14 protein-coding genes are annotated in these 16,935 nt (G+C 70.3%); 3 read left to right on the top strand and 11 right to left on the bottom strand.

Features of this window, described 5'->3' with window-relative positions; genetic code table 11:
• Nucleotides 1-192: 192 nt before the first annotated feature.
• The 6 genes from hisG to ACESMY_RS03310 form a co-directional block, all read right to left on the bottom strand.
• Nucleotides 193-1,143, bottom strand: coding sequence for an ATP phosphoribosyltransferase (hisG, locus tag ACESMY_RS03335; RefSeq protein ID WP_372782136.1), 951 nt, complete (start codon nucleotides 1,141-1,143; stop codon nucleotides 193-195).
• Complete coding sequence (locus ACESMY_RS03330) at nucleotides 1,140-2,267, bottom strand: ATP phosphoribosyltransferase regulatory subunit (RefSeq protein ID WP_372782134.1); 1,128 nt, start codon at nucleotides 2,265-2,267, stop codon at nucleotides 1,140-1,142. The genes hisG and ACESMY_RS03330 overlap by 4 nt, the downstream gene beginning before the upstream one ends.
• Complete coding sequence (hisS, locus tag ACESMY_RS03325; protein ID WP_372782132.1) at nucleotides 2,264-3,733, bottom strand: histidine--tRNA ligase; 1,470 nt, start codon at nucleotides 3,731-3,733, stop codon at nucleotides 2,264-2,266. The genes ACESMY_RS03330 and hisS overlap by 4 nt, the downstream gene beginning before the upstream one ends.
• Before the next feature lie 346 nt (nucleotides 3,734-4,079).
• A complete protein-coding gene (gene pgi / locus ACESMY_RS03320) occupies nucleotides 4,080-5,696 on the bottom strand; it encodes a glucose-6-phosphate isomerase (RefSeq protein ID WP_372782130.1) in 1,617 nt (538 codons plus the stop codon).
• Nucleotides 5,697-5,710: 14 nt separating this feature from the next.
• A complete protein-coding gene (locus ACESMY_RS03315) occupies nucleotides 5,711-6,349 on the bottom strand; it encodes a thioredoxin family protein (protein WP_372782128.1) in 639 nt (212 codons plus the stop codon).
• Nucleotides 6,350-6,371: 22 nt separating this feature from the next.
• On the bottom strand, nucleotides 6,372-8,465 hold the full coding sequence (locus tag ACESMY_RS03310; RefSeq protein ID WP_372782126.1) for a protein-disulfide reductase DsbD family protein: 2,094 nt from the start codon (nucleotides 8,463-8,465) through the stop codon (nucleotides 6,372-6,374).
• A gap of 156 nt (nucleotides 8,466-8,621) precedes the next feature.
• Here ACESMY_RS03310 and ACESMY_RS03305 point away from each other — a divergent pair, with 156 nt between their 5' ends.
• Entirely contained in the window at nucleotides 8,622-9,014 is a 393-nt protein-coding gene (locus ACESMY_RS03305; protein WP_372782125.1) for an acyl dehydratase, read from the top strand.
• 6 nt (nucleotides 9,015-9,020) lie between these two features.
• On the opposite strand, the gene ACESMY_RS03300 is transcribed toward ACESMY_RS03305, so the two are convergent.
• Nucleotides 9,021-9,821 carry a SapC family protein gene (locus tag ACESMY_RS03300; RefSeq protein WP_372782123.1) on the bottom strand — a complete coding sequence of 267 codons (801 nt, stop codon included), beginning with the start codon at nucleotides 9,819-9,821 and terminating at the stop codon, nucleotides 9,021-9,023.
• A gap of 188 nt (nucleotides 9,822-10,009) precedes the next feature.
• Between ACESMY_RS03300 and ACESMY_RS03295 the strand changes: the two genes are divergently transcribed.
• Together ACESMY_RS03295 and ACESMY_RS03290 are read left to right on the top strand one after the other, a co-directional pair.
• Nucleotides 10,010-10,900 (top strand): MaoC/PaaZ C-terminal domain-containing protein, encoded by an 891-nt coding sequence (locus ACESMY_RS03295; protein ID WP_372782121.1) that lies wholly within the window; start codon nucleotides 10,010-10,012, stop codon nucleotides 10,898-10,900.
• Between the two features lie 16 nt (nucleotides 10,901-10,916).
• Nucleotides 10,917-11,690, top strand: coding sequence for a phosphatase PAP2 family protein (locus ACESMY_RS03290; protein WP_372782119.1), 774 nt, complete (start codon nucleotides 10,917-10,919; stop codon nucleotides 11,688-11,690).
• On the opposite strand, the gene ACESMY_RS03285 is transcribed toward ACESMY_RS03290, so the two are convergent.
• The 4 genes from ACESMY_RS03285 to ACESMY_RS03270 form a co-directional block, all read right to left on the bottom strand.
• Entirely contained in the window at nucleotides 11,687-12,217 is a 531-nt protein-coding gene (locus ACESMY_RS03285; RefSeq protein WP_372782117.1) for a GNAT family N-acetyltransferase, read from the bottom strand. The genes ACESMY_RS03290 and ACESMY_RS03285 overlap by 4 nt on opposite strands.
• The gene (gene aguB / locus ACESMY_RS03280) at nucleotides 12,214-13,104 is read right to left on the bottom strand and encodes an N-carbamoylputrescine amidase (RefSeq protein WP_372782115.1); all 891 of its coding nucleotides are present in this window, start codon (nucleotides 13,102-13,104) and stop codon (nucleotides 12,214-12,216) included. The genes ACESMY_RS03285 and aguB overlap by 4 nt, the downstream gene beginning before the upstream one ends.
• Complete coding sequence (locus ACESMY_RS03275) at nucleotides 13,104-14,108, bottom strand: agmatine deiminase family protein (protein WP_372782113.1); 1,005 nt, start codon at nucleotides 14,106-14,108, stop codon at nucleotides 13,104-13,106. Before ACESMY_RS03275 ends, aguB begins: the two co-directional genes overlap by 1 nt.
• A gap of 123 nt (nucleotides 14,109-14,231) precedes the next feature.
• A complete protein-coding gene (locus ACESMY_RS03270; RefSeq protein ID WP_372782111.1) occupies nucleotides 14,232-16,847 on the bottom strand; it encodes a TonB-dependent receptor in 2,616 nt (871 codons plus the stop codon).
• Nucleotides 16,848-16,935 lie beyond the last annotated feature (88 nt).

Here is a 16,935-nt window from a genome sequence, read left to right as displayed (position 1 = left end):
AGTCGCTCTGATAGAGCGGGCGTTTCCTCCCCGAAACGCCGGAGATCCAAGGTCTTGCGCCTTCGTGTCTCTCGCGTTGGGAAGGAACGGCAATTTCCTGCCTGAGTCAACGGCATGCAGGGCCTGACGACGCACGAGATGGTGAGTTTTTCCCGAACCGGGGGAATTATCCGCCGTCTTTTGACGCCACCGTCAAAGAACCTGTTGTTTCAAGGTTGAGAAAGGCGGGCATTCGACCTCGAAGACAAAGTCGGGCCGCGACACAGTCACCGGGCCCAGTCCGGCCGCGGTCAGGGCGGCGGCGGCCTCGGCGGCCCGGCCGGCCTCGATCAGGAGGCCGTTGGGACGCCGCGAGGCGCCGGCGGCCGTCAAGCGGTCCACGACCCTGGTTTCCGCGCCATTGCCGGTCGCTGGCCAGACGAGGGTCGCGCTGGCCAGGGCCGAGGCCCGGGCCTCCACCGCCCGCAGCAGACGTTCGGCCGTCGCCAGCTGGTCGGCGCTCCAGACGGCCTTCAGGCTCGCGGTGAGCTGGGCCTGGCTCTTCAGGATGAGCCCGTCGGACAACACCTTCAGGCCGTTGGCCGCCAGGGTCGCCCCTGTGGTGGTGATATCCACCACCAGCTCCGCGGCGCCGGCCGCCGGCGCGCCCTCGGTCGCCCCGCCTGATTCGGTGATCCGGTAATCGACTACCCCGTGGCGGGCGAAGAAGCTCCGGGTCTGGACAAGGTATTTGGTCGCCACCCGCATGCGCCGTCCGGTGCGCGCCAGATAGTCGTGCGCCACCTCCTCCAGGTCGGCCATGGTGTCGACGTCGAGCCAGCTCTTGGGCGCGGCGACGACGAGGTCGGCGCGGCCGAAGCCCAGCGCCCGCAGCAGAAGCACCCGGCTCTCCAGGTCGCCCCGCTCGCGCAGCAGATCCTCGCCGGTGATCCCGAAGTGCGCTTCGCCCGCGCCCAGCGCATCGGCGATGTCGCTGGCGGACAAGAGGCGCACCTGCGCGCCCGGCAGTCCCTTGAGGCTCGCGAGATAGCCGCGCGCCCCGCCGCTCACCGCCAGGTCGAGGCCGCAGTCGGCGAGCCATTCGTCGACCTGCTCCTTCAGCCGGCCCTTGGAGGGGACGGCGATGATCAGGGGCTCGCTCATGCCTCGCCTCCCGAAAACGCGCGCCAGGGCCTGACGACACAGCCGACCGCGCGCGTCGCCCGCGATCCCCCGAGCCGGGCCAAGAGGCCGTCATAGCGGCCGCCGGACGCCACCGGCCGATCGTCGCCGAGCGCCGCGCTGCGCACTTCGAAGGTGAGGCCGTCATAGTAGTCGAAGGCGTGGCCGAGCGCCGGGGCGAACCGCATCCGATCGGCCGGCACATCCACGAGCCCGGCCAGCCGCGCCTCCCAGTCGGCGAGCGCGGCATCGAGGCCCTTGGCCTTGCCGGCCAGGGCTCGAACCTGCTTCAGGCCCGCCACCGGGGCCTCCGAGATGCCCATGAAGGCGCGGATCGCCAGCGCCTGGGCCTGGGTCAGCGCGGGGGCCGAGGCCGCTTCGGTCCGGCGCACCAGCCGGTGGGCGATCTCGCCCGGACCGCGCCCGCCGACCGGCTCGACGCCGGCCAGCGCCCAGACCTCTTCCAGCAGGGCCGCGGCCTGGGCCTCGCCGAGGCCGGAGAGCATCGCCGCGAGCTGGCCGCCGGCCGCCGGAGACGCGGCCTCGCCCGCCCGCAGCAACTCGGCGTTCAACAGCCGCGGCCGCCCGGCGACGCGCTTCAGCCGCGCGGCCAGAGCCGCGGGCAGCGACAGGGACTCGATGAAGGTCGAAAACAGCCCGACGTCGCCGAGCCAGAGGGTCAGGTCGCCGCGTCCGCCCGCCACGGCCGCCCGCCAGGCGAGGCCGGCGATCTCGGCGTCGGCCTCGACCGTCGCCCCGCCGCCGGGCGCGAACAGCTCGACGCCCAGCTGTACGAACTCCTCCGGCCGCTCGCCCTCCGGCGCCGAGCGGAAGGCCGGTCCTTCGTAGAAATAGCGGCCCGCCTTGGCGCCGCTGTCGACGTGCTGGCGGGCGACGGCCACCGTGAAGTCGGGCCGCAGGCACGCTTCCTCGCCGCCCTCGGCCTGCACCACGAAGAGCCGGGCGCGCATCGCCTCCCCGGCCAGGTCCAGGAGCAGGTTCAGCGGCTGCAGGATCGGGGCGTCGACCGGCGTCGCGCCCGCTGCGGCCAGGGCGACGCGGATCGCGGACAGGGCCTCGGCCGGAACCGGCGGCTCGACCCTCACGGCTGCGCCTCGACGATCTTCCTCACCGCAGCCACCAAGTCTGTGCGCGGCACGGTCATCTGGCCCGGACGTTCGGCGCGCCAGGCAGCGTTGTCCGTGACGCCGGAGGCGAGCTCGCGGCCCAGGTCGAGGTCCTTCAGCGTCACCGTGCCTGCGGCAAACTCGTCGCCGCCGATGATCACCGCCGCGGGCGAGAGCCGGCGGTCGGCATACTTCATCTGCGGCCGCATGCCGGAGGTCCCGAGATAGACTTCCGCGGCGATCCCCGCGGCGCGCAGTTCGCCCGCCACGGCCATGTAGTCGGCCATCCGCTCCTGATCGAGCACCAGCACCACCACCGGCCCACGTGCGTCGGCGGCCAGGTCGCGTCCCGCCGCCTTCAGCGCCGCGGCCAGCCGGGTCACCCCGAAGGAGAAGCCGGTGGCCGGCGTCCGCTCGCCGGTGAACCGCGCCACCAGGTCGTCGTAGCGCCCGCCGCCGCCGATCGAGCCGAACCGCATGGGCTGGCCCTTTTCGTCCGTGGTCTGAAGAAGCAGCTCAGCCTCGAACACCGCGCCCGTGTAATATTCCAGTCCACGGACCACCGAGGGATCGAAGGCCGCGCGCTCGGCCCCGACGCCGAGCCCGGTCAGGGCCCGGTCGATGGCCGCCAGTTCCGCCAAGCCCTCGTCGCCCTCGGCCGAGCCGCCGACCACATTGGCCAGCCTGTCCAGCGTGCCGGTCCGGTCACCCGCCCCGGCCGCGGTGAAGGCCAGCACCCGCTCGGCCGCCGCGGCGTTCAATCCTGCGCCCTTGGTGAAGTCGCCGGACTCGTCCTTGCGCCCCTCGCCCAGCAGCAGCCGCACCCCGTCCGGCCCCAGCCGGTCGAGCTTGTCGACCGCCCGCAACACGACGAGCTTCTGGCCCTCGCTGGTGACGCCCGCGGCGGTCATCAGGCCGTTCAGCAGTTTGCGGTTGTTGATTTTCACGATCGCCGAGCCGGCCGGCAGGCCCGCCGCTTCGAGCCCGGCCACCGCCATGGCGATGATCTCGGCATCGGCCTCGGGACGTGCGGAGCCCACCGTGTCGGCGTCGCACTGCACGAACTCGCGATAGCGGCCCGGCCCCGGCTTCTCGTTGCGCCACACCGGCCCGAAGGCGTAGCGGCGGAACGGCTTGGGCAGGGTCTCCCAATTCTGCGCCGCGAACCGGGCCAGCGGCGCGGTCAGGTCGTACCTGAGCGCCATCCATTGTTCGTCATCGTCCTGCAGGGCGAAGACGCCTTCGTTCGGCCGGTCGGCGTCCGGCAGGAACTTGCCCAGCGCGTCGGCATATTCGAAGGCGCCGGTCTCCAGCGCCTCGAAGCCGTAGCGCTCATAGACCTCGGCCACGGCGGCCAGGATCTTCCGCTCGGCGGTCAGGTCGCGGGCTCTGCGGTCGGTGAAACCGCGCGGGGCGCGGGCTTCGGGGCGCGGGGTGTCGGTCATGGGCTCGCGCTTAGCGGTTGCCGGGCGCTCGCTCAAGGAAGCGATTGGGGAAGCCTTGGTGTCCATCGTCTGCGTCCTGGTGAAGGGGGCGACGGACGGAGCTGGAAAATCATCGAGCCCCGTCCGCGAAAGCGGGGCTCGGAGAGGGTCGCGTCTAGGCCAAGCGATCCCGGTCCGAACCCGCGAGGGTCGGATGGTGATGGCCGTGGTGATGCGCGAAACCGCTCATGAGGCCGGGCTTGTAGCGAAGGATCGTGAACAAATCCAGTCAGCCGCGGAGCTTGGGGCGACCTCTCAGCCGATCGATGCGGCCAGCAAGGTCTTCCAGAAGTCCGCTAGCATCGCTTCAGGTCTTCAGCTTGCCGATCAGCGCCGCCGTCGACGGATCGTGCGCACCGGGCGGGCCACCCCGCAGTTCGCCCAGCACGCGGGTCGCCAGGCTCTTGCCCAGCTCCACGCCCCACTGGTCGAAGCTGTTGATCCCCCAGAGCACGCCCTCGACGAAGGTCTTGTGCTCGTAGAGCGCCAACAGCGCGCCCAGCCGCTCCGGGTCCAGCCGGTCCAGCAGGATGAAGGTCGAGGGCCGGTCGCCGGGGAAGGTGCGCTGCGGGGCCAGGGTCTCGATCTCGGCGTCGGGCAGCCCCTTGGCGGTCAGCTCGGCGCGCACCTCGGCCTCGCTGCGGCCGACCATCAGGGCTTCGGCCTGGGCGATGGCGTTGGCGAGCAGGATGGTCTGCGCCGCGGGGTCGCCCTCGGAGGCCTCGCGCACCGCGATGATGTCCGCAGGAATCACCTCGGTCCCCTGGTGCATCAGCTGGAAGAAGGCGTGCTGCACATTGGTCCCGGCGTCGCCGAACACCGCCGCGGCCGTGCCGCGCGCGACCGGCTGGCCGTCGGCCGTCACCCGCTTGCCGTTCGATTCCATCTCGAGCTGCTGCAGGAAGTTCGACAGGAGGTGCAGCCGCTGGGCGTAGGGCACCACCGCGCGCACCGGCCGGCCCAGGACGTTGCGGTTGAAGATGTGGGCGAGCGCCAGCAGCACCGGCGCGCTCCGGTCCAGCGGCGCCGAGCGGAAATGGTCGTCCATGGCCGCGCCGCCGGCCAAGAGCCGCTCGAAGACCTCCGGGCCCAGGCCGATCGCGCAGGACAGTCCCACCGAAGACCAGACCGAATAGCGCCCACCGACCCAGTCGCGGAACCCGAACACCTGGTTGTCCGGCACGCCGAACGCCGCCACCGGCTCGAGCGCCGTCGAAACCGCCACCAGATGCGCATCGCCCCTGGGCCCCAGCGCGGCGCGCAGCCAGGCGCGCGCGGCCTCCGCGTTGGTCATGGTCTCCTGGGTCGTGAAGGTCTTGGAGACGATCACCACCAGGGTCTGGGCCGGATCGAGGCCGGCCAGCGCGAACGCCATCTCCGCCGGGTCGACATTGGCCGCGAACCGCACCTCGATCTGCGGCGCCACCGGACGCAGCGCCTCCCAGACCAGCCGCGGCCCGAAATCCGAGCCGCCGATGCCGATGTGCAGCACCGCGCGGAACGGCCGGCCGGTGGCACTCTTCAGCGCGCCGGACCGGATGGCCTGGGCGAAGGTCGCCATCCGGGCCCGCGTGGCGTCGACCTCGGCGGAGACCGGCTCGCCCTGCGCCCGGAAGTCCGAGCCCTTGGGCGCACGGAGCGCCATGTGCAGGGCCGCGCGGCCTTCCGAGGCGTTCATGGCCTCGCCCGCGAACTGCCGGTCGCGCGCGGCCTCGACGCCGCCGGCGCGCGCCAGGTCCAGGCAGACCTCCAGGTCGGCCCGCGACCAGGGCTGCTTCGACAGGTCGAGATCGAGGCCCGCGGCGCCGACTCCCAGCCGCGCCAGGCGCTGCGGTTCGGCGTCGAAGAGGCTGGCGATGCGGCGGCCCTGAGCGGCCGCGCCCGCCGCCTCAAGTCGGCTCCAGGCCGCTTCGATCCCTGACAAGCGCTGGTCCATCCCTATTGAAAGCCGGTCGCCGAGCCGTAGCGCACGCTGCAGCCATAGGGCGCGGTGACGGGCGTGGCCACCGGCCGTCCAGCCTTCAGGTCGGCGAGCGCCGCCGTCACATAGTTCTTCGCGCCCTTCAGGCTCGCCGGGTCGGCATAGGGCCGGTCGTCGATGCCGCCCATGTAGACCACCCGTCCCGCCCCATCGATGACGAACATATGCGGCGTCGCCCGCGCGCCATAGGCGCGGCCGACCTTGCCATCGCCGTCCAGCAGGATCGCTGCGCCCCGCCAGCCGACCTTGGCGGCCCAGGCCTTGGCGGTCGCGGGCGTGAAGTAGCCTTCGCGGTCGGGCGCGGAAGACGAGACGGTGAGCCAGACGACGCCGTCCTTCACCGCCTTCTTCTGCAGCGCCTGCATGTTCCCCGACCCGTAGTGCTTGCCGCAGTAGGGGCAGTCGCTCGACGTCCACTCCAGCACCACGGTCTTGCCGGCGAACTCGGCGAGCGAGCGCTGGCGGCCCTCGGCGTCCAGGGCCTGGAAGGGCGGCGCGGGCTGGCCCAGAACGGGGGCGGCCAACGCGGCCGCCGCCGGACAGAAGGCGAGCGCGGCGCCGGCGAAGAGCAGCTGGCGGCGACGGATGGCGGTCATCGGCGGGCTCTCCCTTCTGTCCTCAAGGCTTGTCGGCGGCCTCCACCGCCTTGACCACGATGGCCGGCGTCAGGATCGAGGGCAGGATAGCCGCCTCGCCGCCGCCGGTTCCATAGAGCAGATAGAGCGGCACCCCGGCCCGGCCGTGGCTGGCCAGTTCCGCGGCGATAGTCGCGTCGCGCTTGGTCCAGTCGGCCTTCAGATAGGCGACCTTGTGGCGCGCGAAGGCGGACGCCACCTCGTGGGTCGAGAGCGCCACCTTGTCGTTGACCTGGCAGGAGACGCACCAGGCCGCCGTGTAGTTCACGAACACCGGCCGGCCCTCGGCGCGCAGCTCGGCGACGCGGGCGGGACTATAGGGCTCCGATTGCAGCTCGGCGGCCTTGTCCTGCGGCCAGGCGACGGCGCCCACCGCGAGCGTGGCCAGCATGAAGGCGACCAGGGCCAGGATCAGCGGCTTGCCGCCGGCCGCCACGCGGCGCTGCTGGAGACCCAGGAGCCAGGCCGCCAGCGCCACGACCACGGCGGCGGCGAACAGCTTGGCGAGGTCCTCGGGGCCGGCCTGCTGGGACAGCACCCAGGCGAGCCAGGCGGCTGCGCCGTACATCGGGAAAGCCAGCGCCTTGCGGAAGGTCTCCATCCACGCCCCGGGCCTTGGCAGGCGCGAGAGCAGTCCGGGCGCGAAGGCCACCAGCACGAAGGGCGCGGCGAAGCCTATGCCAAGGGCTGCGAACACCGTCAGCGCCGCAACCGGCGTCTGGGTCAGCGCCCAGCCGAGCGCCGGGCCCATGAAGGGCGCTGTGCAGGGCGCGGCGACCACCACGGCCAGGGCGCCGGTGAAGAAGGCGCCGACGCTGCCGCCCCGGCTCGCGAGGCCCGTTCCGGCGCCCTGCAGCGAGGTCCCGACCTCGAACAGGCCCGAGAGGTTCAGCGCCACGGCCAGCATCAGCAGCGCCAGCACCGCCACCACCGGCGGCGACTGCAGCTGGAAGCCCCACCCGACAGCCGAGCCCGCGGCCTTCAGCGCGATCAGCCCCCCCGCCAGCGCCAGGAAGGTCAGGACCGAACCCACGCCGAACGCGAGGCCCTGCCTGCGGGCCTCGGCCTGGTCGCCGCCGTGGCCGGCCAGGGACGCGGCCTTCATGGCCAGGATCGGGAAGACGCAGGGCATCAGGTTGAGGATCAGCCCGCCCAGCAGGGCAAAGAGCGCGGCCGCGGCCAGGCCCAGGTCCGTGCCGCCGGCGCCCTTCGCGACCGGTGGTCCGAGGCCGGCGGCGCCCGCGGGTGACGCGCCGGGCGTCGCGGCGATCTCATAGGCCTTGTCGCCGACCGCCAGCACGCCGCCCAAGCCCGCGGGCGCCTTGCCGCCCTGGAAGGCGTAGCCGGGCGCAAGGCTCAGCGTCAGGCCGTCGGGCCCGCGATCGATGGTCTGCGGCTTGGCGTGGTCGATGACGGTGGAGTCGAAGGGGAAGAAATAGGCGCCGGCCAGGTCGGCGCCCTTCAGCGCTGCGCCGCTGACGGCCAGGGCCACGACCGCGCCGCGCGGTTGGAACACCGCCGCCAGGCCCGCGGGCCTGGGCGCCGCGGCCAGCGTCTTGGCGATCTCAGCGCCCCACTTCGGATCCCGCGGCGCGGAGGCGGCCGTGATCGGCAGGGTGAGGCTAAGCGCGTCGTCCTCGGGCACGCAGATCTCGGCGCAGACCAGGAACGAGGCCTGGGCTTTCAGCGTGACCTTGTCGCCAGGCTTGGCGCCGGCCGGCGCGGTCAGGGCCATGGGCAGCAGGACCTCGCCCTCGTAGCCGTAGTTCATCAGCGGCCCGACCGGCAGCCGCCGCGGCGTCGGCCAGGTGAACTCGCCCGCCTGCCAGCCGGTCGGCAGGTCCCATTTGATCCGCGTCGCCTCGCCGCTGTCGCCGGAATTGCGCCAATAGGTGTGCCAGCCCTTCTGGATCTGCTGGCGCAGCGCCACATGGATCGTCTCGCCGGGCGCGATGCCCTGCCGTTCGGCGACCAGGTCGGCGGTCACGTGCCGCGCGGGACCGGTCTGGGCCGCGGGCTGGGCGAAGGCCGGGACACTCATCGCCAGCGCCAGAAGCGCGCCTGCCAGGAACCGCATCATCGCCTCTTAGAAGTCCCGCCGAACTGGGCCGCTATATGGCGCGCCTCGGGCCTCAAAGCAAAAGCCGCGCACGCAACGCAAGGCTCGACTTGCACCGCGGCGCACGGCCATCATCGTCATCGCTTTCCCTGACGCCGTAAGGAACCGCCCGCCGTGCCAGCCCTCTTCGACGACATCCAGATCGGACAGGTGGTGTCCCTGGGCGCCACGGGCGTCGAGGCCGCGGCGCTGCAGGCCTTCGTCGACGCCTTCGCCCCCGGCTGGGCGGTGGAGCGCGGCGCGCCGGACGCCATGGTCTATGCGATCTGGGCGAAGCTCGACGCGGTCTCCCACACCGACTGGCCGCAGACCAAGCGCCTGGGGGTCGATGCGCTCCGCTGGATGCGCAATCCGCCGGCCGGCGAGCTGCTGCGCGGCCGGATGACGATCATGGCCAAGGACCCCGTGGGCGACGGCAAGGGCATCATCATCGCCCAGCATGACCTGCTCGACGAAGCCGGCCGCCTGGTCTTCTCCTGCCTGACGCGGAGCGTCTTCGCGCGATAGGCGGGGCTAGGCGTTGGCCGCTTGCGGCGGGGCGGTCGCCCGGGCCAGCGCCAGGGCCACCAGCCGGTCCCAGCCGACCAGCGAAATCAGGTGGGCGTAGATCTGGGCGAGCGCGCCGTTGGCGCGGATCTCGGCCAGCTTCTCGATCGGCAGGGCGTTCAGCTTCTCTTCCGAGACGCCGAAATATTCCGCGATCTTCTGCGGCTCGCCCATGACCCCGTCGCCGGTCGAAGGGGTGAAGCTGGCCGTCTTCATTTCGAACAGGTCGAGGTCCTTCAGCACCTGAACGAAGCTCTGCGTCCGCTGCCGCTCGATCTCGAAGTTGTTGCAGAATTCGATGCAGTTCTTCGTGTACTGGCTGGGCTGGCCATCGGCCTCGAAGAACGGCTGGTCGAAGCCCTTGTCGACGACGAATTCCGCGGCGCGGTCGACGCACAGCACCATCTGCTTGGCGTTGTCGTCGTTGGCGAACACGAACGGATAGCGCCGGATGTAGGCTGGGATGTAGATCCCCGGCTCGAACAGGCCGTCGTCGCGCAGGAACATGTTGTCCCCGGCGTTCAGGCCCATCACCGCGATCGGCAGCTTGTCGTCGCCCACGAAGATGATCGGTCCGGTCACCGCGGCCAGAGGGAACTCGCCCACCGTCAGCGGGATGGCGTGGCCGGCCTTCGCGAAGCCGAACGGGCCGTCCATGTTCTTGACGCCCATCTTGCCATGCAGTTCCGGCGAGAGCGGCTCCGGCTGGGAATAGAACAGGACGTTGCCGGTGATCTGGCCTTGCTGGACGGTGGTGGTGGTCGTCATGAAACGCCTTCGGTGACTTGAGGACCGCGGGCGCGGAAGGGCGGCCGGCGGGAAGTCGCCGCTTCTAGCCGATCACGCCTTGGCTCGCAAATGCGGCCCCTGGCCGCTTGCGCCTATCGGGGCGAGGGGCTTTGATCTTGGAATAATCCATCGGCCGCCAGAGCCAGCCCATATTCGGAGGACCATTCGTGCCCATATTTTATCCGGACATCCTCGACCAGAAGACCGCCGCGCGGACCTTCACCTACGGCGACAAGGACGTGATGCTCTATGCGCTGGGCGTGGGCCTCGGCCGCGACCCGATGAACGAGGAAGAACTCGCCTTCGTCTACGAAAAGGGCCTGAAGGTCGTCCCAACCGCGGCGACCGTCCTGGCCGCGGCCGGCGGACGTCCCGCCCGCGGCGCCGACCAGGTGGAACAGAAGCCCGGCCATCGTCCGAGCCAGATCAATTTCCTGATGGTGGTGCACGGCGAACAGAAGGTGGAGCTGCACAAGCCCCTGCCGACCTCGGGAACCTTCACCGCCGAGGGCCGCACCATCGGGGCCTACGACAAGGGTAAGGACAAGGGTGCGGTGATCATCAACGAAACGACCTGGACCGACGAGAAAGGCGAGAAGGTCGCCACCCTGACCGGATCGACCTTCGCCCGCGGCGACGGCGGCTTCGGCGGGCCCTCGGAAGGCCAGCCCGAGCCGCACGAGATTCCCTCGCGCAAGGCCGACCTCTCGGTCGACATCGCCACGCGAGAGGACCAGGCCCTGCTCTACCGCCTGAACGGCGACCGCAACCCGCTGCACTCCGATCCCGAAAGCGCCCGGCGCTCCGGCTTCCCGCGGCCGATCCTGCATGGCCTCTGCACCTATGGCGTCACCTGCCGCGCGGTGCTGCAGGCGATCACCGGCTATGACCCCGACCAGATCCTCAGCCACCAGGCGCGGTTCTCCGCCCCGGTGTTCCCCGGCGACACGATCACCGTCGACCTCTGGAAGGACGGGAGCGTGATCTCCTTCGAAGCCCGCGTTAAGGAACGCAACGCCACCGTCATCAAGAACGGCAAGACGGTCCTTCGGTCCTGAAGTCCACGGAGTTTCCTTGATCCGATCCCTGTTCCTCGCCGGCGCGGCCGTCCTGCTGCTGGGCGCCGCGCCGGCCCATCGTCCGCCGGTCGATCCGTCGCTCGCCGGGCCGACGCCGACCAAGCTCACCGGCTACCTTTCGACGGGCGACGTCGATGGCCAGACTGTGATCGGCCCCCCGCCGGCCCCGGATTCGCCGCGCGGCAAGGCCGACCGGACGATCTATCTCGAGAACCGCAAGCTGGACGGGACCGCCCGCTGGAAGCAGGCGACCAAGGACAATGACCTTTGGAATGGCGGGGCCCTGGAGCGCTACGCCTGTGCGCTGGGCGCGCCGATCAACGCCACGGCCCTGCCCAGGACCTACCACCTGTTGCAACGGGTCGAGCTCGATGCGCGAACCGTCGGGACGCCGCCCAAGGAGCACTACAACCGCATCCGGCCGCTGATCGGCGACGACCTGCCGGTCTGCATCAAGCGCGAGGATTGGATGAGGACCAACGCCTCCTACCCGTCCGGCCACGCCATGGCCGGCTGGGCGTGGGGTTTGGTCCTGGGCGAACTCGCGCCCGCCAAGGCCTCGGGCCTGCTGGAGGCCGGGCGCGAGATCGGCGACAGCCGGGTGATCTGCGGCGTCCACTACCAGTCCGACGTCGAGGCCGGCCGGATGCTGGGCGCGGCCATGGTCGCCCGCGAGCACGCCAATGCTCAGTTCCGCGCCGACTTCGCCGCGGCCCAGGCCGAGATCGCCAAGGCCCATGGAACCGCGCCGGCCTGCCCCGCGGCCTAGGGTTTCGACGCCACGAAGACGATGTGGCGCTTGAGCGGATGGTCGTCGGCCAGCCCCGGATGGTCGAAGTCCTGCTCCGGCGTCCGCCGCATCCCGAGCTTCAGCGCCACGGCCTGGGAGCGGAAGTTCACCGCGCCGGTGAAGGCCAGGATTTCGTCCAGCCCAAGCCGCTCGAAGCCGTCCGCGAACGCCGCCCGTGCGGCCTCGCCGGCGTAGCCCTGGCCCCAGGCCTCGCGGGCCACGCTCCAGCCGACCTCGAAGGCGCTGCCGAAGGGAAGCTCTTTCGCCGTCGGCATCAAGCCGCAGTAGCCGACGAACTGGCCGTCCGCGCGGCGCGCCATCGCCATGCGCCCGTAGCCGTGGGTCTCCAGCGCAGCTTCGTTGCGCGCGATGCGGGCGAGCGCCTCGGCGCGGTCGAACGGTCCGCCCAGCCAGTCGCTGACCTGCGGATCGAGCATCATGGCGACGTAGGGTTCCTGGTCCGCCTCGCGCCAACGGCGCAGGATCAGCCGTTCCGTCTCGATCACGCCGGCCGCCCCTCGGTCAGGGCGCCGTAGAGGTCCGGGCGGCGGTCGCGGAAGAAGCCCCAGGCGGCCCGGTGCGTCGCCAGGAAATCCAGGTCGAATTCGGCGTGGATCGCGCCCTCGTCTTCACGCCCGAAGGCCGCGACCAGGTCGCCGCGGTGGTCGGAGATGAAGCTCGAGCCATAGAACAGCTGCCCGCCGTTCGGATAGTCCGCCCAGGGTTCGAGACCGGTGCGGTTGGCGCCGACGACCGGGATCACGTTGGAGACGGCGTGACCCTGCATGGCGCGGCGCCACGGCGCGGCGGTGTCCAGCGTCGGATCGTGCGGCTCCGAGCCGATGGCCGTCGGATAGAGCAGCACCTCGGCGCCCATCAGCGCCATGGCCCGCGCGGCCTCCGGGTACCACTGGTCCCAGCAGATCCCGACGCCGAGCCGGCCGAACCGGGTGTCCCAGACCCGGAAGCCGGTGTCGCCGGGGCGGAAGTAGTACTTCTCCATATAGCCAGGCCCATCGGGGATATGGCTCTTGCGGTAGACGCCGAGCAGGCTGCCATCGGCGTCGGCCATCACCAGGCTGTTGAAATAGTGCGGCCCCTCGCGCTCGAAGATCGAGATCGGCAGCACCACGCCAAGCTCGGCGGCCAGGGGCGCGAGCGCCGTGACGCACGGATGCTCCCGCCACGGATGGGCCTCTTTGAACCAGCGCTCCTCCTGGGCGACGCAGAAGTAGGGGCCCTGGAACAGCTCCGGCGGCAGGATCACCTGCGCGCCGCCAGCGGCCGCCTCGCGGATCAGCTCGGCGGTTCGCGCGATATTGGCCCCCAGGTCCAGGCCGTAGCTCGCCTGGATCGCCGCGACGGTGACTTTTCGCGTCTCTGGGCGGGACATCAGGCCGGCTCCTGCTGGGTGATGCAGTGGAAGGAGCCACCGCCGGTGAGGATCGCGGTCGACGGCAGGCCGATCACCTGGCGGCCGGGGAACAGGTGCTCCAGCGCCTGGACGGCGAAGCGGCCGGGCTGCTCGGCATAGATGGGCACGATCACCGCGCCGTTGGCGATCAGGAAATTCATGTGGCTGGCGGGAGCGGCTTTCTTCTCGGGCCCATCGATCCAGCCTGGCGAGGGAATCCGCATCACCTGCAGCTTGCGCCCCGCGGCGTCGGTCATGCCGAGCAGCCGCTGGGCGGCGTCGTCATAGGCGGCCGCATTGGGATCGCCCCGCCCCCAGGCCACCGGACAGGCGACCACCCCCGGCGCCACGAAGCGCGCCAGGTTGTCCACGTGTCCGTCGGTGTGGTCGTTGGCCAGGCCCTGGCCCAGCCACAACACCTTCCTGGCGCCCAGGGCGTCGGCCAGGGCGGCCTCGGCGGCGGCCTGCGACCAGCTCGGATTGCGGTTGGAGTTGAGCAGGCACTGGCCGGTGGTCAGCACGGTGCCCTCGCCGTCATGATCGAGCGCCCCGCCCTCCAGGATGAAGCCGAATTCGTTCAACGCCACGCCCGCCTCCGCTGCGATCTGGCCGGCCACCGTGTCGTCGTGCGGCAGTTGGTACTTCCCGCCCCAGCCGTTGAAGCGGAACCCCTGGGCGACCAGCCCCCGCGGCCCCCGGGCGAAGATCGGCCCGGTGTCCCTGAGCCAGATGTCGCCGAAGGTCCCGGTGACGATCTCGACCTCCGCCTGCGCACCCAGCAGTCGGCGAGCGTCCGCGGCGCCCTCGGCGGAGCCGGTCATCAGCCGCACGCGCTCTCCGCCCGGCCCGGCCAAGGCCCCGGCAAGCGCGGCGACCTCGGCCTGGGCGGCGGCGAGGTCGTCCTCCCACAGCTCCGCATGGCTGGGAAAGCCCAGCCACATGGCCCGGTGGGGCGCCCACTCGGCGGGAACGGTGACGGTCATCTCAATCTCAACACGGTGGACGGGCGCAGATGGCCGCGAGCGCTCGGCTCGTCAAGCGGTCACGAAAAAGGGCGGCCCGTCGCCGGACCGCCCCTTCCCGAAGCCGTAAGGCTGGCGTCGCGCTTAGAACTCGCCGCGCAGCGTCACATAGACCGTCCGCGGCGAACCCACCGACAGGAACGGCGTGCCGGGGCTGAACGTCGCCGTCGAGCCGTTCACCAGGGTCACTTGCGTGGCCTTGGTGGTGTTCACGGTCGAGGAGCGGCTGATGTAGTTGCGGTCGAACAGGTTATCGACGTTGACCCGCACCGAGGTGTTCATGCCGAACATCTCCGGCAGCTTGTAGTTCACGTCCAGGTCGAACTTGCCGTAGCCCGGGATGCGGTCGTCGTTGATGTCCGAGATGAAGCGCGAGGAGATGTACTTCGCCGTCAGGCCGAAGGTGAAGTCGTTCCAGTCGTACTGCGCACGGCCGGAGAACTCACGTTCGGGGGTCATCACGAACTGCTTGCCCTTGGTGGGCAGGAAGCCCGGCTGGCCGCCGACGCTGATCGCGATGTTGCTCTTGATCTCGCTCTTCTGGATCGTCGCCGAGGCGTAGAGCGACAGGTGCTCCACGGGCTTGATGCCGACTTCGCCGTCGAAGCCGTAGACGTCCACGTCGCCGACGTTGCGGTCGATGGAGAGCGTCGGGTCATTCGGGTCGATCGATTGGACGATCCGGTTCTTGTACTGGGTGTCGTAGAGGTTGGCCGACGCCGTCAGAATGTGCGTCTGGTAGCGATAGCCGGCCGAGTAGGTCTTGGTGGTTTCCGGCTGCACGTTCTCCGGCGAGCTCGTGTAGAGGTCGTCGGTCTTCGGCGCGGAGAAGCCTTCCGCATAGCTCGCGTAGAACTGGTGCGCGTCGGCCGGACGATAGGTGATGCCGGCGTTCGGCAGGACCTTGTCATATCGGAAGGTCTGGCTGAACGGCATCCGGAAGTTCGGTGTCTGGCTCAGCGCGTTGATCGTCACCGTCGACTGCACCAGGGTGTTCAGGCTGACCGGAACCGTCGCGCTGGTGGCGTTGGTGTTCTTGGTCGCGGTGGCGAGCGCCAGGGCGTTGGACACCAGGGTCGGATCCACCGTGGAGCAGAACACCGTCGTGCCGTTGAAGCCGTAGCAGTACTGGTTCAGGTCGCGTTCGAAGTGCGGGTCGCGCACGCCGATGTTGACCTTGATCTTGTCGTCCATGAACGAGCCGATGTAGTTCACGGCGACCTGGTTCAGCTTGGCGAACGACAGGCGGTCGCGGCCGCGCAGGATGCTGCCGTCGGACGTGAGGATGGGCTTGCCGTAGCCGTCCTTGCCGCCGATCGGATCCATCGGGTCGCCGGTCTGTGGGTTGACCGTGGTGTACTCGCCCGACTGGCGGTGGTGGCCGTAGTCGTAGGTGTAGGCGAGCTGGATGTGGTTCGTGGCGTTGATGTCCCAGAGCAGCGAGCTCGTCAGCACCCAGCGGTGGGTGTTGGTGTTGTTGGGCGTGTAGAGCGCCACGGTGTCGAGCGTGTCGCCGTCGCCGTTCAGGTCGCGGCAGAAGGCGGTCGGGACGGTCGCGCTGGTCCCGAAGTTCCGGCCCAGGAGGCGCTTGTCGCACTCGCTGATGCCCGTCGAGCCGCCGCCGTTGGCCATGGTGTAGAAGAACGACGGGTCGACCGTCAGGATCAGGTTGTCGGTGAGCGTGAACTTCGACGAGCCGCGGATCGTGGCGAAGTCGACGGGGTTCGGGTGCAGCGCCCAGTAGTTGGTGTCGCTGCCGGCCTGGCCGGAGGAGGCCGGGAGGCCCGCGGCGACCGCGGCCGCGCCGGAGAGCGGGGTGGCGACGCCGTCGGCCACGCCCGGACGGATCGTCGGGACGGCCCACATGGTGTTGTAGTCGAAGTCGTTGCCGAACTGCGCGAGCTGCGCGCGCGAGGCGCTGAAGTAGAAGAACGGGCGGTTGCGCACCCAGCTGCCGGCCAGGCTGATGAAGTCGCTGCCCTTCAGCGGCTGGTAGATGCGGGCGTCGAAGCCCTTGCGGTTGATGTCGCCGCCGCCCTTGTACTTGTCGACGTCCGCGCCGTTGATCGCGGCGTAGGCGCGCGTGCCCCAGGGGCCGATCGCGCCGGTGTCGATTTCCGCATAGAGGCGGCGATAGCTGTAGCTGCCGCCCGAGATCGAACCGATCACGCCGAAGGTGTCGGGCGGGGTCTTGGAGATGATGTTGACCTGGCCGCCGACGGCCGAGGCCGTGGGGCTGTCGATGTCGGTCGCGCCGATGTCGACCTTGATGTGGTCGGTCAGTTCGCCGACCAGATATTCGCCGGGGAAGCAGGCGTAGTTGCCGGTGTCGTTCACCGGGCTGCCGTCGATGGTGACCGAAAGGTGGTTACAGTCCAGGCCGTGCATCCGGAAGTCGCCCGAGAGGATCCCGGTGGAGTCCTCGCTCGAATAGCTGACGCCCGGCAGCAGGTTGATCAGCTGCGCGAAGTTCGAGCTGCCGACCTGGTTCTTGATGAAATCCTGGGTGACGACGGATTCGTCCTTGGCCACCTGCACCTGCTGGGCGAGGCCCGCCGTGGTCGGCGCCCCGCGGGCGCCGGTGACGATGACTTCCTGCACCTGGGTGGCGGTGGATTGCGCGAAGGCGCTGGTGGCCAGGAGCAGGCCCGAGGCCAAGGCCGTGGTCGCGCACAGCGCGCGATTCAGTTTCAACTGCATGTACTTCCCCTCTGTCGACGCCCCGAAGCCGCCACCCCAGGCGACCTCGCTGTCTTGTTTTAGCCGTATAGCGTGCAAATGGCAGCCG

The organism is Phenylobacterium sp., assembly GCF_041691455.1.
Classification (GTDB): Bacteria; Pseudomonadota; Alphaproteobacteria; order Caulobacterales; family Caulobacteraceae; genus Phenylobacterium.
This window is presented reverse-complemented; position numbering and strand designations above follow the sequence as displayed.

Bases quoted from the DNA above. Each gene is read 5' to 3' on its own strand.
- hisG (WP_372782136.1), bottom strand. From the start codon at position 1,143: ATGAGCGAGCCCCTGATCATCGCCGTCCCCTCCAAGGGCCGGCTGAAG.
- ACESMY_RS03270 (WP_372782111.1), bottom strand. From the start codon at position 16,847: ATGCAGTTGAAACTGAATCGCGCGCTGTGCGCGACCACGGCCTTGGCC.
- ACESMY_RS03300 (WP_372782123.1), bottom strand. From the start codon at position 9,821: ATGACGACCACCACCACCGTCCAGCAAGGCCAGATCACCGGCAACGTC.
- aguB (WP_372782115.1), bottom strand. From the start codon at position 13,104: ATGTCCCGCCCAGAGACGCGAAAAGTCACCGTCGCGGCGATCCAGGCG.
- ACESMY_RS03310 (WP_372782126.1), bottom strand. From the start codon at position 8,465: ATGCGGTTCCTGGCAGGCGCGCTTCTGGCGCTGGCGATGAGTGTCCCG.
- hisS (WP_372782132.1), bottom strand. From the start codon at position 3,733: ATGACCGACACCCCGCGCCCCGAAGCCCGCGCCCCGCGCGGTTTCACC.
- ACESMY_RS03315 (WP_372782128.1), bottom strand. From the start codon at position 6,349: ATGACCGCCATCCGTCGCCGCCAGCTGCTCTTCGCCGGCGCCGCGCTC.
- ACESMY_RS03275 (WP_372782113.1), bottom strand. From the start codon at position 14,108: ATGACCGTCACCGTTCCCGCCGAGTGGGCGCCCCACCGGGCCATGTGG.